The organism is Flavobacterium sp. IMCC34518 (genome assembly GCF_027111095.2).
Taxonomy (GTDB): domain Bacteria; phylum Bacteroidota; class Bacteroidia; order Flavobacteriales; family Flavobacteriaceae; genus Flavobacterium; species Flavobacterium praedii.
On record NZ_CP114284.2, the window covers coordinates 2,791,306 to 2,806,749 of the forward strand.

The 15,444-nt window shown below is 35.6% G+C and carries 13 protein-coding genes; 8 read left to right on the forward strand and 5 right to left on the reverse strand.

Annotated features, from left to right (window positions below; translation table 11 throughout):
* Window positions 1–1,256 precede the first annotated feature (1,256 nt).
* Complete coding sequence (gene ltrA, locus OZP06_RS12000) at window positions 1,257–2,477, forward strand: group II intron reverse transcriptase/maturase (protein ID WP_269222055.1); 1,221 nt, start codon at window positions 1,257–1,259, stop codon at window positions 2,475–2,477.
* A 94-nt stretch (window positions 2,478–2,571) separates the two neighbouring features.
* Here ltrA and OZP06_RS12005 read toward each other — a convergent pair whose 3' ends face one another.
* Complete coding sequence (locus tag OZP06_RS12005) at window positions 2,572–3,102, reverse strand: hypothetical protein (protein ID WP_269222056.1); 531 nt, start codon at window positions 3,100–3,102, stop codon at window positions 2,572–2,574.
* Window positions 3,103–3,225: 123 nt separating this feature from the next.
* On the opposite strand from OZP06_RS12005, the gene OZP06_RS12010 reads away from it, so the two are divergent.
* Window positions 3,226–4,758, forward strand: a complete 1,533-nt coding sequence (locus OZP06_RS12010) for an IS1182 family transposase (protein ID WP_269222054.1) — start codon at window positions 3,226–3,228, stop codon at window positions 4,756–4,758.
* 679 nt (window positions 4,759–5,437) lie between these two features.
* Here OZP06_RS12010 and OZP06_RS12015 read toward each other — a convergent pair.
* Together OZP06_RS12015 and OZP06_RS12020 are read right to left on the reverse strand one after the other, a co-directional pair.
* Window positions 5,438–5,800: a hypothetical protein gene (locus tag OZP06_RS12015; protein ID WP_269222057.1), complete on the reverse strand. Its 363-nt coding sequence runs from the start codon at window positions 5,798–5,800 to the stop codon at window positions 5,438–5,440.
* A gap of 342 nt (window positions 5,801–6,142) precedes the next feature.
* Window positions 6,143–6,640, reverse strand: coding sequence for a hypothetical protein (locus OZP06_RS12020; RefSeq protein ID WP_269222058.1), 498 nt, complete (start codon window positions 6,638–6,640; stop codon window positions 6,143–6,145).
* A 408-nt stretch (window positions 6,641–7,048) separates the two neighbouring features.
* Between OZP06_RS12020 and OZP06_RS12025 the strand changes: the two genes are divergently transcribed.
* From OZP06_RS12025 to OZP06_RS12040, 4 genes are all read left to right on the forward strand, one after another.
* Entirely contained in the window at window positions 7,049–7,681 is a 633-nt protein-coding gene (locus tag OZP06_RS12025; RefSeq protein WP_269222059.1) for a hemolysin III family protein, read from the forward strand.
* 221 nt (window positions 7,682–7,902) lie between these two features.
* Window positions 7,903–9,315: a peptidoglycan endopeptidase gene (locus OZP06_RS12030; protein ID WP_281323760.1), complete on the forward strand. Its 1,413-nt coding sequence runs from the start codon at window positions 7,903–7,905 to the stop codon at window positions 9,313–9,315.
* A gap of 178 nt (window positions 9,316–9,493) precedes the next feature.
* Window positions 9,494–10,906 carry an amino acid permease gene (locus tag OZP06_RS12035; RefSeq protein WP_269222062.1) on the forward strand — a complete coding sequence of 471 codons (1,413 nt, stop codon included), beginning with the start codon at window positions 9,494–9,496 and terminating at the stop codon, window positions 10,904–10,906.
* A gap of 158 nt (window positions 10,907–11,064) precedes the next feature.
* A complete protein-coding gene (locus tag OZP06_RS12040) occupies window positions 11,065–11,667 on the forward strand; it encodes a Uma2 family endonuclease (protein ID WP_269222063.1) in 603 nt (200 codons plus the stop codon).
* Window positions 11,668–11,822: 155 nt separating this feature from the next.
* Here OZP06_RS12040 and ald read toward each other — a convergent pair whose 3' ends face one another.
* Window positions 11,823–12,947, reverse strand: a complete 1,125-nt coding sequence (ald, locus tag OZP06_RS12045; protein WP_269222064.1) for an alanine dehydrogenase — start codon at window positions 12,945–12,947, stop codon at window positions 11,823–11,825.
* Between the two features lie 212 nt (window positions 12,948–13,159).
* Between ald and OZP06_RS12050 the strand changes: the two genes are divergently transcribed.
* Entirely contained in the window at window positions 13,160–13,618 is a 459-nt protein-coding gene (locus tag OZP06_RS12050) for an Lrp/AsnC family transcriptional regulator (protein ID WP_269222065.1), read from the forward strand.
* A 92-nt stretch (window positions 13,619–13,710) separates the two neighbouring features.
* Window positions 13,711–13,857 carry a hypothetical protein gene (locus OZP06_RS12055; protein WP_269222066.1) on the forward strand — a complete coding sequence of 49 codons (147 nt, stop codon included), beginning with the start codon at window positions 13,711–13,713 and terminating at the stop codon, window positions 13,855–13,857.
* Between the two features lie 121 nt (window positions 13,858–13,978).
* Here the strand turns inward: OZP06_RS12055 and OZP06_RS12060 are convergent, their stop codons facing one another.
* Window positions 13,979–15,427 carry a glyceraldehyde-3-phosphate dehydrogenase gene (locus OZP06_RS12060; RefSeq protein ID WP_269222067.1) on the reverse strand — a complete coding sequence of 483 codons (1,449 nt, stop codon included), beginning with the start codon at window positions 15,425–15,427 and terminating at the stop codon, window positions 13,979–13,981.
* Window positions 15,428–15,444: the final 17 nt, after the last annotated feature.

Consider the following 15,444-nt stretch of genomic DNA (forward strand, 5'->3'; position numbering starts at 1 on the left):
CCAACTTCAAAGTAAGCCAAATACCCAAATTGCTTGTAGCGTGTGTTAGCGATTGTTGTGACACACTAGTTAAGCACCTCTGATTATCGATTCCAATAATCCATTCCAATTGCGGAAGTTTATCCACTTTCAAAATCCGTCCCGAAAACACTTTCAAGCAATCCAAAAATCAGGAGCATAAAATTCCTCTTAAACCTCAAAAAAAATCGACAAAAAAAATCGACAAAAAAATTCCGCAAAAAAAATAGACTTTCAAATTCCATTTTGAAACTCGACTTCGAAAATCCGCTTTGAAATTCGACTTCGAAAATCCGCAATCAATTCCGTTCGATTTTTGTCGGCAGAGTAGGAGCAGATTAGTTTCCATTTTTTCATTCTTATTAACGTAAATTACTCGATTTCAACGGAATAATAATCGCTGACGTTCTGGCACTACAGGGGGTTTGGGACTAAATTAAGCCCTATTTTCGGATTTGCCAAATCATCCCAAATACAAACTATTTTCAAATTAAACCAATTGCCCAGCTTGCTTGTAGCGTGTGTTATAGGCTGCTGTGTGTCCTGCGTTGCCTTAGGATACGAAGATATAAAAGTTCTTTGAAAAGGCAACATAACTTTATTAGAGATGATAGGCTTTATGAGTGTTCAGAAACGAGCCACGCCAAGAAGCGTGGAGGTCTCACAAAGGATTACAAGTAAAGAATTGGACTATCGGATAGGACTTTCAGGAGTTGTTTTCAAACCGCCTTGAGGTGCTGATTTAAAGAGAATTTGGTATTGAGCGTCAAGGTCAAAGCAGTGCCAACGTTTGTATGTTGAGTAGCTGTATGGTGCGGTTATAGGAGTTGAGCGCAAGCAAACCCTTATTGAGGTGTCGAAAATAACTTTTACTGTGTCAAAATCTATGGGGTCAGCGACCCAGCGAGACAGAGTGTAGCGGAAAACCTGATTACTGGCTACATGGCACACGGCATAAAGAGGGCAAGAACTATAACCAGGCTCTAGTAGGGAACAGGAGAACCAAGACTAAAATGACAAGCAAAAATGTCAAAAATCCCAGAGCGGAAAAGGCAGAAAGTAGCAATGTTTAGTTCTTGGGACGGATGAAGTCGTAGTAGCGAAAATATCCAAGAGAGTAGGAGTAATGACCCTGCGAGCGAAGGACTTCACTTAATTAGTTGATTTATTGTATAACAACTTAAAGCAATTTAAGGATGATTTTTAATGAACAACCCAAGTCGCAACCGATAAGTAAGTTGCAGGTACAAGAAGCTTTTAAGAGAGTAAAAGCCAACAAAGGGGCTAGTGGAGTAGATGGAGTAACCATCGAAGCAGTAACCAAAAACACTCGCAAATATCTGTACCCAATGTGGAATAGAATGGCAAGTGGGAGTTACTATCCCAAAGCCGTCAGACAAGTTTTGATACCCAAAAGCGATGGAAAAATGCGTCCATTGGGTATTCCTACCATAGTCGATAGAGTTGCCCAACAGGTAATTGCTACCGAATTGGAGCAAATAGTAGAGAAACACTTCCATCCGAGCAGTTTTGGTTATAGACCAAATAAATCGGCACACGATGCCCTAGAGCAATGCCGTATCAACAGTATGAAATACAGTTGGGTAATTGATTTGGACATCAAAGGGTTTTTCGATAACATTGACCACGAATTATTGCTAAAAGCAGTACAGTTTTACACGCAAGAGAAACGTATTTTGATGTATGTAAAACGCTGGCTCAATGCACCAGTTCAGCTAGGAGACGGAACCATCAAACACCCAGAGGGAAAAGGCACGCCACAAGGCGGAGTAATCAGTCCTGTACTTGCCAATATCTTTATGGATATAGTGTTTGATAAATGGATAACCCAAACAAGTCCCACTACACCTTTCCAAAGGTATGCAGATGATATTGTGCTACATTGCAAAAGCATCAAGCAAGCGTTGGGATTGATGCAGGCAATAAAAGAGCGATTGCGAGATTGCAAATTGGAATTAAACCAAGAAAAGTCGAAAATCGTCTATTGCCGAAGCAATCAAAAACGCCAACCACCATTTAAGGTAAGGTATCAAAAGTTCGACTTCTTAGGTTACACCTTTAGGCCACGAGTAGTGAAAGAACGGGGGAAAATCAGATTAGGATTTTCGCCTGCAATGAGCCAAAAGAGTAGGAGCAGAATAGTCAAAGAACTCCAAGAAATGAATTTTCATCGATGGGTTCAATTTCCGATAAGTAAAATTGCGGAACTACTAAGGCTCAAACTCCGAGGCTGGATAAATTACTATGGCAAGTTCCGAATGAGCGAAATGCGGAAACTTTTCAAGGTTCTGCATCTTCGCCTGACCAAATGGATACGAAACAAATACCGTCGTTTCAGAAGGAAACCTTGGTACGTAGGGTATAAATATCTTCAAAAGTTATCAAGAGACTTTCCAAACCTGTTTGAACATTGGCAATACGAAGGCTTCAGACCTTAAAAGACTTGAATTAAGAAGAGCCGTATGAATCGAGAGGTTCACGTACGGTTCTGTGAGAGGTTTAGGGGTGAGATTCCCCTTTACCTACTCGACTTTATATTATTCGCCGATTTTCATTAATTGCATTTTTATATTCAATTGAATCATTTAACTTTTTAATATTGTCTATCAAATAGTCTATTTGGGCTATTCCAATTTCGTTATATTTTTTGATATGTTCATCACTTAATTTGATTTCTCGTTGTATATCAGCAATGCCTCCTAAAAAACACCACAAAAAATAGTCATTGTCTATTTTTTGAAAAATATAGTCCCAATCCTTCCAATAAATTAACTTGCCTTGATTGTTTTTAATGTCAAGATAAACCTTTTCAATTTTAAAGTGTTCATATTTTGAACAACGAATTCTTAAAGTTCTAGCTTTTTCGTTTTTTAAAAAAGTTTCTATTTCAGTGACTTGTTTGTCAATTAAATTAAATTCAAATTTTAATGAGTCGACAAGTTTACTGTCATCAATGAATGCACTAAAACAGATAAATTGGTCAAATTTTTCTACCCATTGAGCGACAGTTAGTTCTTCCCTTGTTAAAATACTGGTATTATGAGAATCAATTCTATATATCATTTATGTTTGTTGTTTCTGCGGCAAAATTGCCACTAACGTCAGTCTGTGAAAAAACCTCCGTTTGCTTACGAACAAATATAGCAAAAAAGTTGTGTCAAAACAGGAATTTTCGTATTTTTAAGAATGCAACATATCTCAGGAATTTCCCGTCATCAGATGCGTATTTCAAGTTTAGAAGACGCTATCGCACCCGATAATCAAGTACGTTTTATAGATGCATTTGTGACCTTTGTAGACCTTGCCAAACTTGGTTTTGCCATACAAACCATAAAAGGTGAAGGCCGTCCGAGTTATGACAGTAAAATGTTTCTAAAAATCTATTTATACGGCTACCTTAATGGATTAAGAAGTAGTCGTAAACTTGAAAAAGAATGCTTTAGAAACATTGAAATGCAGTGGCTCTTAGAATCTATTGTTCCTAATTATCACAGTATATCCGATTTTAGAAAGAACAATCCAGTAGCATTAAAGAACTTATTCAAACTCTATGTTGTCTTTTTGAAAGACGCTGATTTGATAGGGGGAGAAACCATTGCTATTGACGGTACCAAAAGCCGGGCACATAATAGCAAGAAAGCCAATTTTAATCAAAAGAAAATAGACAAACATCTGGAATATATTGACACCAAAACTCAAGAATATTTAAATGCTTTGGAGGAAAATGATACCAAAGAGAATTCTACAGAAATCAAAAACATTCAACAAAAGATAGAGCGTTTGCAACAGAATACAGTCCGTTATGAATTGCTGGAAGAAAAGCTAAAAGTAAGCGGCGAGCCTCAAATAAGCACTACCGATAGTGATGCCAGAGCCTTATTGGTTCAAGGACAAGTGGTTGAAATTTCATTCAATATACAGGCGGCTGTAGATGCCAAACACAATCTAGTGGTTGCCACGCACACTATCAACAAGAATGACCGCAGTGCCTTATCCGCCATTGCTATCGAAGCCAAGGAGAATCTAGAACTAGAAACTTATACCGCCCTTGTAGATAAAGGCTATCATAACGGTAAGCAAATAGACATCTGCAAACAAGCCAATATTACTACCATCGTAGCCCAACCCGAACAAGGTAAAAACCAAGAAAAAATAGCAGAAGACTATTTGATTTCTAAGTTTCAATACAACGCAATCAACGATACCTACACTTGTCCACAAGGCCAAACCCTTACCACCACAGGACACTGGCATAAGAAAACCGACAAAGAGAGTTATACCTTTAAAAGATACAGAACTTCTAAATGCAGAACTTGTCCAGTACAGCACTTATGCACAAGCCGAAAGGAGGGACGTAATATAGACCGCAGCCAATACGCCGAAGCGGTAGAAGAAAATAACCAACGCTATCATGCAAATGCTCAGTTGTACCGCAAACGCCAAGAGATCAACGAACACATTTTTGGCACCATTAAGCGGCAATGGGGTTACAATCACACCAATTTAACGGGACTCGAAAAAGTAAATGGCGAACACAGCCTAATTATGCTTGTGTACAACATCAAGCGCAGCATCAATATTCTTGGCGTTCCAGAACTCATTACCAAACTCCAAAAATGGAACTCACCCTACAAGGCAAAAGTCTTGTTTTGGCTAAAAAAGGAATATATAGCGCTTAAATCCGCTTTCATTTTTAGAGATTTCAACTTAGTTGCCTAAAAAAAAGAGCCTTCTAAAAAGGCTTTATTTGACTGGTAGCATCGTGAATTTTGAAGATTTTTGTGTGAAAAAGAGGTTTTTTCACAGCCTGACGTTCCCGCGCTAAAAGCAGTTTGGGACTAAATTAAACCCTATTTTCGGATTAGCCAAATCTTTCTGATACAAAACCAACTTCAAATTGAGCCAAATACCCAAATTGCTTGTAGCGTGTGTTAGCAGGCGTAGTGACACGCAATATGAGAACTTCCAATTATCGATTATAATAATCCATTCCAATTGCGAATGAATTGACATTTTCAAAATCCGTTTTCTAAACACAAGAAAAGGGCTAAATCTTCGGCTACAGCATAAGTTGTTGAAATACGAAATAAAATCGACGAAAAAAATCTTCAAAGTTAAGCCACAAGAAACTCGATTTTCAAAATCCATTCAGAAACTCGACTTCAAAAATCCGTTTCAATTGCGTTTAGTTTGTCAGCAGTTTAAACGCAAGATTAGTTTCTGTTTCATTGTTTTTTATAACGTAAATTTCTAGATTCCAAGGAGCTATGACTGCTAACTAGTATATATGTGTAACTCAATCACACATATCCACCCAAAAACGGGTGTATAAATGTGATATAATACACACTTTTTATTCTCCCAAATATAGTTGATTTCCTCACAATTCCAATTCGTTTTATTTTTTAATCATTTCCCGCATCGTCTCCATCTGGATTTCCAATTTTTGTATGATCGCCTCTTTCTGGGCAAGTTCTTCTTTTAGGGCTTTTTCGCGAATGGTTTCAAAACGATACGGCAGGTATTCGCCCAATTGAGCGATAAAATTGTGTTTCAATGCCAAGCTTAGTTTCCATAAAACGGCAAACTGCAGCGTATCTCTTTTGCAATAGGCTGTCAGTCCTTTGGGGCGTATGTTCAGTGCTCTGGCTACATCTGCTTTGGTTACAAGCTGCTGCGAAATATGGTAATTGATAAAATTCCCCACTAGCGGGTACTGATCGCCCCTGTCGAGGCTGTGTTTTTTATTGTTGTCTGTCATAATAGTCTTTTTTTAAATAGTTTATACCCGATAATAGAGATCAAACCACCCCATTATGCACCCCTATACTACCTAAAATTAGTACCTATACTGCCATTTATAGGGAGTAGGGGTATTATAAAGATGGGGTGTTGCTCCCTTAAAAGAGGGGCTATACTCCCTAAAGAAGGGAGGTTTAGCTCTTATTTGTAGAGGGCAAAGGGTATTTTTGTGGGTGTATTAGTAACCAATTGCACCCCTATTAATACTATAAAACAATCCCCATAGGTCGTTTTTTGATTCACTATTTCGGTGAAAAAAGCCCCATAGCATAATGGGGCCAGTTTAGTATCGCAACGGTTGTTATTGCACGGGTACAGGAGGTGCTGTATTAGTTCCTGAACCGCTATTGCTTGGGAAACGTTTTTTGAGTTGCTCGACTATGCTGTCGGCACCCTGAACTCCGGCATCGGCTGCCGACCCAAAGGATTTGTACAGCGCCAGCGCCACACTGTAGGCCTCGCTTCCTGTGAGCATTTTGGTGTCTTCAATGCGCTCACAAAGCTGGTTGGCCAATCCCGAGATTTCATCCAGTTGCGTAAAAAGTGTTAAATCACTTTGCATATTCGCCACCGAAAGATAGGAAGGAACAAGCGTTGGATTGTTTACCGCTGCATTAATGGCATCTTCGGTAAATGCCTTGTTGCTGACATCAACAGTGATTAATGATTTTCTCTCATCGGCAGTTAAACCCACCAAAAAAGGAAGATTGGTTAGAATAGTTTGGAAAGCGGCTTTGACTGCCGTTACCTGTGCTGCCGTAGCAGTAGCGTTTACGCGATTGTTAAGCAAATTTGACATAAATAGTTTTTATTGGTTATTGTAATAATAGATTACAAAATCAAAACTAAACTATTCTTACTTTTTCGAATAGTGTTTTTCTTTCATTATTTATGTATTTTGTTAAATATATAGGTAAAGTGCTATTGTGTTTATTTTAAGTTGTGGGTTTTTTATCACTGTAATAAGTGTAAATGGTCAACTTAGGCTTAATTGGGTTTTCAAAGATTGCTTGACTGTTGGAACGACAAGATTATGGAAGTAGATTGGCAAAGCCATTTTCGCAAGTATCGCGACAATGCATTTTACGATCAAAAAAAGGTATGGGGTAAACGGAACAGAATTTTAAAAGCTTATGCCTCGGAATGGTTGAAATTAAATGATGAAATCGTATCTTTAATGAAATAAAAACTATTAAATCAGACTGTAATGGAAGTAAGAATACAAACCCGCAACGAAGAACTAGCCAATGGAATCTCGCATATTCTAGGCGTGTTTTTTTGTTTATTTGCTATGCCATTTTTAATTGTAATAGCATTCAAGGAACATAATCTGGTTACTGTTTTATCTGTTTTTGCTTTTGGAATAGGAATGTTATTGGTGTATTCCTTTTCGTCTTTGTATCACTTGACACAAAAAGAGAAAACGAAACAGTTGCTTAAAATTGCAGATCACATCAGTATTTACTATCTAATTGCTGGAACTTATTCGCCTTTGATGGTTATTTATTTGAATAGAGAAAATGCTCTGCTTTTTTTAGGAATAATGTGGTCTATTGTATTGTTGGGGACTTTTTTTAAGGTTTTTTATGTTGACCGATTTAAGTTTGTTTCTGTTTTATTGTATTTGTTGATGGGTTGGATGATTGTTTTTGTCATAAAACCATTGTGGGGAGTGATTCCTATGTCTGTGTTTTTATGGATTCTCGCTGGTGGTCTAAGTTATACCCTTGGTGTTTATTTTTACGTAAAAGGGCATAAAAATTATTTTCACGTCATTTGGCATTTATTCGTGCTTTTAGGTACAGTATTTCATTATGTGGCTATTCTTGAAAGCTTATGAGAGTTGCTGATTTTGTAAAATAACATTTATGCTTGAAATGAAAATAATTATAACATTTTTTAAAATTTTAGCAATCATTTAACTTCCCAATCTACTTAAAAACTTATATTTGTAAATCTCGAAAAAATAATAAATTTTGAGAAGAAAAGTACAGCAAAATTAATAATCCCCTGTCTTAAAATTGCATGTATTCTTAAAAATGGGGTGGAAATCAACCAAGCATGAAGTATTTTAGAGTAATTGTTTTAACATTTTTTTTAACCAGTATTAGTGTTTTTTCTCAAGATAATAGTTTAAAACACACCATAATAAAAGGAGAAACCATTTCGAGTATTGCAAAGAAATACAATGTTTCAATTGCTGCTATTTACAAATTAAATCCTAAAGCTAAAAAAACCTTACATCTCAATCATGTTTTATTGATTCCAAATACTGAATCTTCAAAAAACAATGAACTTGTGAGTACTGTTTCAGATAAATCTACTGAAATTAATCACGAAGTTTTGCCAAAAGAAACATTGTACGGAATTACAAAACAATTCAAAACAACTCCAGAATTGCTTTACAAAGCCAATCCAAAGTTGGAGGCGGAAGGCTTGAAAATTGGTCAGACGATTGTTATTCCGTCAACTTTGTCCAAAAAAGAAATAGAAAGTTTGTCTAATATAAAGTCTGAAAGCGCCACGCAAAGTTCCATTGATGTTAATGTACCTTTAGTGCATCAGGTCAAACCAAAAGAATCTTTGTATGTAATTGCAAGAGCATACGGCGTTTCATTAAAAGAATTGCAAAAGGCCAATCCTAAAATTGGAAAGAAAGGCATAAGTATTGGACAAGAAATAATGATTCCAAGTAATGGGAAAGTTATAGAAAATGAGGTTGTTACTAATGAAAATAATCTGGAAACAAAAGAAGCAACTAGTATTGAAAACAAAGAAATTGTTCCTGCCATTGCTGAAAGCGCGAATAAAGGAAAAGAAATTAATATAGATTCTGCAATTCAGACTTCTGAAATAGTTCATGAGGTTTTACCTAAAGAAACCAAATACGGAATTGCTAAGAAATACGGTATCTCAGTAGCTGTATTGGAAAATCAAAATCCCGATATAAAATCAAAATTATTGGTTGGATCAAAGTTGAGTATTCAAGTTCCAAATGATACTTTACTTGCACCAAGTAAAGAAGAAATAACAATAAAAAATGATACAACTTCTTCCACTGTTGCTTCAACAATTAATATAGCCAATGAAGATTTGATTAATCAATTGATAGAATCCGCATCAGGTAAAATAGGAACAAGATATAGAAGTGGAGGTACCACAACTGCCGGTTTCGATTGTTCAGGATTTATGTGTTCTACATTTGGAGGTTTTGATATTAAATTACCCAGATCGTCTATTGAGCAATCGAGTTTTGGTGAAAAAATAGAAACGGAGAAGGTTCAAAAAGGAGATTTGATTTTCTTTAAAACCAATGGAAGAAGACATATTAACCATGTAGGAATGGTAATAGAAGTTGCTGATGATGAAATAAAATTCATTCACTCTTCTACACATGCTGGAGTGATCATTTCATCAACAAAAGAACCTTATTACCACCGAAATTTTGCGCAGGTGAATCGGGTTTTAAAGTAAAAAACCTATAAAAATAATTATAAAAGAACTCTTAAGAATCCTTAAGGGTTTTTTTTATGTGCTATTCGGAATCTATTTTTTAAATGACATTTTGTTTAGTTTCTTAAAAAATGTTTGTGATTAGTCATTTTCAAAAAAAAGTATATCTTTAGCCAACCAAAAAAATAAACCTATAAAAATGGAAGAAAACAAACCAGGAGAATTTAAAAGAGAACTCGGATTACTAGACGGTACTATGCTTGTTGTAGGATCAATGATTGGTTCAGGAATATTTATTGTAAGTGCTGATATTGCTCGACAGGTTGGGTCAGCAGGTTGGCTTATTTTAATATGGTTGATTTCAGGATTGATAACTATGATTGCCGCAGTAAGTTATGGGGAATTGAGTGCTATGTTTCCAAATGCAGGTGGACAATATGTTTATTTAAAAGAAGCCTATAATAAACTAATTGCCTTTTTATACGGTTGGAGTTTCTTTGCCGTAATTCAAACTGGGACAATTGCAGCTGTTGGTGTTGGATTTTCTAAGTTTGCCGCCTATTTGTATTCCCCTTTGAGTGATGAAAATATATTATATGAATTGGGTTCGTTTAAATTGAATGCCGCCCAAATTGTTTCTATAATAACAATAGTGTTGTTGACCTACATCAATAGTCGCGGGGTGAAGAATAGTAAAATTATGCAAACAGTTTTGACAATAATTAAAATTTTATCACTTTTTGGATTGATCGTTTTTGGGTTTGTTTTGGCAGCGAAAGCTGATATTTGGAATGCTAACTGGTCTAATGCCTGGAGTTCAAGAGCTTTTGATACTGAAAGTGGTTCTTGGATGCCAATAGGCGGAACTGCTTTATTAACAGGGATTTCTGCAGCAATGGTGGGTTCTTTATTTTCAAGCGATGCTTGGGTTGGAGTAACTTTTATAGCTGGAGAAATTAAAAATCCAAAACGTAATGTTGGGTTGAGTTTGTTTTTAGGAACCTTGATTGTAACAATTATTTATTTACTGACCAATCTGATGTATTTGGCAGTGATTCCTTTTCAAGAAATTGCAACCGCAAAATCAGATCGTGTTGCGGTAGTGGCTTCGCAATATACTTTTGGAGATATGGGGACGATTATCATTGCATTGATGATCATGATTTCGACTTTTGCCTGTAATAATGGTTTAATTATGGCAGGGGCAAGGGTATATTATACGATGGCAAAAGACGGATTGTTTTTGAAAAAAGCAGCCAATATTAATAAGGCAGGTGTGCCAGCTTGGGCTTTGTGGGTTCAATGTGTTTGGGCTTCGGCTTTGTGTTTGACAGGAAAGTACGGTGATTTGTTAGATTTTGTGATCATCATCGTTTTAATTTTTTACATCCTTACTATTTATGGAATTTTTATTCTTAGAAAGAAAATGCCGGATGTAGAAAGACCTTATAAAGCTTTTGGTTATCCCTTTTTACCTCTTGTTTATATTATTGTAGCCATTGCCATTTGTGTTGGATTATTGCTAACTAAGTTCTCTACTTGCGGTTGGGGTGTATTGATTATGTTAACGGGTATTCCTGTTTATTATTTATCAAAACCTAAGGAAGAGTAATTGTCGGTTATTGGTTATCTGATTTTGTTTAGATTTCTGAATAGAATGGTGTTGCTTTTATAAATAATATACGTTTTCTTGAGGATGTAACGAAGTTTTCCATTATTGATTATTTGAGAATTAAATGTAAATTTGTAATAGTTTATAAAATAATACCAATGGGAACTGTTATTACTAATATCGGAAGTCTTGATTTAAAAAGGAGGTACACTTATGCCGATTATTTACTTTGGGAATTTAAAGAAAGAGTTGAGCTTATAAAAGGAAAAGTTTTCAAAATGAGCCCAGCTCCAAGTACTTCGCATCAAAATATTTTGATGAATTTGACTAGAGCCTTAGATAAAGTTTTCTACAAAACTGATTGTAAAATGTTTTTTGCGCCTTTTGATGTTCGTCTTGTGGATTTTAAAAAGAGTACTGACGATAATCAAGTAATTACTGTAGTTCAACCGGATTTATGTGTTATTTGCGACAAATCAAAAGTAGATGAAAAGGGATGTTTAGGCTCTCCGGATTTAATGATTGAGGTTTTGTCTCCTGGGAATTCTAAAAAGGAAATAGATATAAAATTTGACTTGTATGAAGAAAATGGAGTTAAGGAATATTGGATTGTAAATCCAGTTTCTAAAAGCGTAGCTATTTATGTCTTGCAAGGTGATAAATACATTGGTTTAAAACCACTTATTGAGGGAAGTAAATTAGAAAGCCCTACTTTTCCTAATTTGAAATTTCCAGTAAAAAAAGTGTTTGAAGTTTTATAATTTTTTTTTAATGAATAACTAGTTTTAGTTTTTTAAGGTTTAACAAAGAAAACCGTCTCATGAATCGAGACGGTTTTCTTTTTTTTATAAAAACAGAAAACCCGACAAGTAAAAACAAGTCGGGTTTTTCTAGTGTAGTAAGCACTTATTTAATATTAGCAAACGGTGTTTTCTAATACTAACTCTTCATTTAAAGGAAGGTTCCAAGCATCGGCAACTCCTTTGTAAAGGATTTTTCCGTTGGCTATGTTTAAACCTTTTTTTAATTCTTCGTTTTCAGCACACGCTTTTTGCCATCCTTTGTTTGCCAATTGCACAGCATAAGGTAGGGTAGCGTTTGTAAGTGCCAATGTAGAAGTATATGGAACTGCACCTGGCATGTTAGCCACGCAATAATGCACTATATCATCAATGATAAAAGTTGGGTCTTCGTGAGTTGTAGGCGTACAAGTTTCGATACAACCTCCTTGGTCTACTGCAACGTCAACAAGGACAGTTCCTGGACGCATTAATTTTAGCATATCACGAGTAATCAAGTGAGGTGCTTTTGCTCCTGGGATTAATACAGCACCAATAATTAAATCAGTATCTAAAATTGCTTTTCTAATGTTGTAGTTGTTAGACATTTGAGTCATAACATTGGCAGGCATAATATCATCTAACTGACGTAAACGTGGCAAACTTACATCCATGATAGTAACTTGAGCACCTAAACCAGCAGCCATTTTTGCTGCCTGAGTTCCTACGATTCCACCACCAAGTACTAATACTTTGGCAGGAGGAACACCTGGAACACCACCTAGAAGAATTCCTCTTCCTTTTAATGGTTTTTCTAAGTATTTTGCACCTTCTTGAATAGACATACGACCTGCTACCTCAGACATTGGAACTAATAATGGTAAGCTACGGTCTGTTTTTTCAACAGTTTCATATGCCAAACAAATTGCTTGACGCTCAATCATAGCATGTGTTAAAGGCTCTGATGAGGCAAAGTGAAAGTAGGTGAAAAGTAATTGATCTTTTTTGATAAGAGGATATTCTGAAGCGATTGGCTCTTTTACTTTAATGATCATTTCTGCAATGCTGTATACCTCTTCAATAGTTGGTAAGATTACAGCACCAGCTGCAGCATATTCTTCATCAGCAAAACCGCTTCCTTCACCTGCAGTTGCTTGAACATAAACACTATGGCCGTTATTTTTCATCTCAGCAACACCTGCTGGAGTTAGAGCAACACGATTTTCGTTATTCTTAATTTCTTTTGGTACACCGATTATCATAACAGTTGTATTAAGTGGTTGATTCAAAATTGAAATACAAATTTAGTGGATAAAGAAAAATTTTATTCATTGTAATTTAAAATAAGAAAATATTATTTTTATTTAGTAATTTTGCATGAAATAATTCTTTTTTTCTTCCTTTTATTAATTGTAAAAAGAAAATTTATCGGATTGTTTTGTTATAAATTAATTTCCATATCACTCTTTTTGTTATGATTTTAGACGAAACCGACAGAAAAATATTGCGTCTCCTGCAGGAGGATGCTCACTTGACATTAAAAGATATTTCGAATCGAATTAATCTGTCGTTAACTCCTGTTCATGATCGTGTAAAACGTCTTGAAAAAGAGGGGATTATCGAAAGATATGTTTCTATTTTGAATAAGAAAAAACTCGGAAAAAATTTGACGGTTTATTGTCAAGTGACCTTGGTGAAACAAACTTTTGATATTTCGGATAGTTTCAATCAGGCGATATTGAATTTGCCGGAAGTGGTGGAATGTAATTTTGTATCGGGAAGTTTTGATTATATGCTAAAAATTGTATTACCGGATATGGAAAGTTATCATCATTTTCATCAAATGAAATTGTCTATTTTGCCTGAAGTGTCTTTGATAAACAGTTTTTTTATTATCTCTGAAGTAAAGAGTACGACGGTTTTGCCAATTTAAAACAATTTTTATTTTTTAATTAAGTTGAAACCATTGGCTGTATTTGAACTTTAGAATGATTTTTTTTTTTTGAATGTTGACAAAAAAATAAAATGGTTTCTTTTAGCCCCGATAGAAGTGAAAATCCTTTGTGGGCTGGGGTTCAGCACACAAAGATTGTAACGGATAGCGGGACGATATTACCTAATATGCCTAATGTGTCTGCTCCAGATAATAGTAATCATGTTCAGATTATTTAAAATAAAAAATCCGCCTTGTTTTAGAACTTGGCGGATTTTTATTCAATTCAGGTTGGATGAATTCGTCATCTGAAAAACTAATAGTAAACTTAAAAAGTTATTCCAACCTGTAAATTATTGGCTAGTAATACGTAAAGCGTCTTACTTTGGCAATGTATTTGGCTAAGCGAATAACTTGATGACTGTAGCCGTATTCGTTATCATACCATATATAAAGGACTATGTTTTTGCCGTCTTTGGAAACGATGGTGGCATTGCTGTCATAAATCGATGGTGCCGAAGTTCCTACGATGTCAGAGGAAACCAATTCGTTATTCAAAGAATATTTGATTTGTTCTACCAGTTCACCTTCAAGGGCATATTTTTTCATAATGCTATTGATGGCTTCTACTGATGTTTCTTTTTTAACTTCAAGATTTAATACCACCAAAGAACCATTTGGTACTGGAACACGGATGGCATTTGAAGTTAATTTTCCTTCTAATGATGGTAATGCTTTGGCAACTGCAGTACCCGCACCAGTCTCTGTAATAACCATATTGAGAGCTGCCGCTCTGCCACGGCGGTATTTATTGTGCATGTTATCGACCAAATTTTGATCGTTTGTGTAGGCATGAATCGTTTCTAAGTGACCTTTTACTACTCCCAAAGTATCTTCAATCGCTTTTAGGATTGGAGTAATCGCGTTGGTTGTGCAAGAAGCGGCGGAGAAAATGTCGATTTCGTCTGGATTATAGTCATTCTGATTGACACCATGAACAATATTTGGTACACCTTTACCAGGTGCGGTTAGCAAAACTTTGTCTACACCTTTTGAGATTAAATGGCGACTCAAAGCTTCTTTGGTAGTGAAAGCGCCTGTGTTGTCGATCACTAGTGCATTGTCAATTCCGTATTTGGTATAGTCAATTTCTTCGGGAGTGTTGGCTGTAATGATATGAACGGTTGTTCCATTTATAATTAGAGCATTGTTTTTTGCATCTGCAATAACAGATCCTTGAAAGTCGCCGTGAATGGAATCGTATCGTAACAAAGAAGCTCTTTTCTCTAAACTAGTAGCGTCATTCTTGTCTCTGGTAACTATGGCTCTTAAACGCATTTGTTCCCCTTTGCCCATTTTTGACATTAATTCTCTAGCTAATAAACGTCCGATACGACCAAAGCCATATAATACTACATCTTTGGGTTGTATTTCTTCTGAAAATTTAGCTTCTTTCAATTTGTCTAAGACAAAATGTCTGGCATCTGGATATTTTTCGTCTTCTAAACGGTATTCATAGGTAAGTTTACCGATGTCTAATTTTGAAGGAGGTAAGTCTAATGAAAGAATAACATTGGCAATTTCGACTGAGTCTGAAACTGAAATGGGTTTGCCTACAAATTTACCTGCATATTCATGCAAGTTGATGATTTCGCTTACGTTTCGATCAATTAATTGGTTGCGAAACAAAACCAATTCGATTGATTTATCATACCATAAATCACTAATTGTTTTGATTAACTCTACTCCTGAACGTCTTCTTTCGGCTTGAAACGAAACCTCTTTTTCGTATAAATCCATGTTATTCATCTTGAAAATTTGAAATG

Bases quoted from the DNA above. Each gene is read 5' to 3' on its own strand.
- OZP06_RS12050 (WP_269222065.1), top strand. From the start codon at position 13,160: ATGATTTTAGACGAAACCGACAGAAAAATATTGCGTCTCCTGCAGGAG.
- OZP06_RS12010 (WP_269222054.1), top strand. From the start codon at position 3,226: ATGCAACATATCTCAGGAATTTCCCGTCATCAGATGCGTATTTCAAGT.
- OZP06_RS12015 (WP_269222057.1), bottom strand. From the start codon at position 5,800: ATGACAGACAACAATAAAAAACACAGCCTCGACAGGGGCGATCAGTAC.
- OZP06_RS12030 (WP_281323760.1), top strand. From the start codon at position 7,903: ATGAAGTATTTTAGAGTAATTGTTTTAACATTTTTTTTAACCAGTATT.
- OZP06_RS12040 (WP_269222063.1), top strand. From the start codon at position 11,065: ATGGGAACTGTTATTACTAATATCGGAAGTCTTGATTTAAAAAGGAGG.
- OZP06_RS12025 (WP_269222059.1), top strand. From the start codon at position 7,049: ATGGAAGTAAGAATACAAACCCGCAACGAAGAACTAGCCAATGGAATC.
- ald (WP_269222064.1), bottom strand. From the start codon at position 12,947: ATGATAATCGGTGTACCAAAAGAAATTAAGAATAACGAAAATCGTGTT.
- OZP06_RS12060 (WP_269222067.1), bottom strand. From the start codon at position 15,427: ATGAATAACATGGATTTATACGAAAAAGAGGTTTCGTTTCAAGCCGAA.
- OZP06_RS12005 (WP_269222056.1), bottom strand. From the start codon at position 3,102: ATGATATATAGAATTGATTCTCATAATACCAGTATTTTAACAAGGGAA.
- OZP06_RS12035 (WP_269222062.1), top strand. From the start codon at position 9,494: ATGGAAGAAAACAAACCAGGAGAATTTAAAAGAGAACTCGGATTACTA.
- OZP06_RS12020 (WP_269222058.1), bottom strand. From the start codon at position 6,640: ATGTCAAATTTGCTTAACAATCGCGTAAACGCTACTGCTACGGCAGCA.
- OZP06_RS12055 (WP_269222066.1), top strand. From the start codon at position 13,711: ATGGTTTCTTTTAGCCCCGATAGAAGTGAAAATCCTTTGTGGGCTGGG.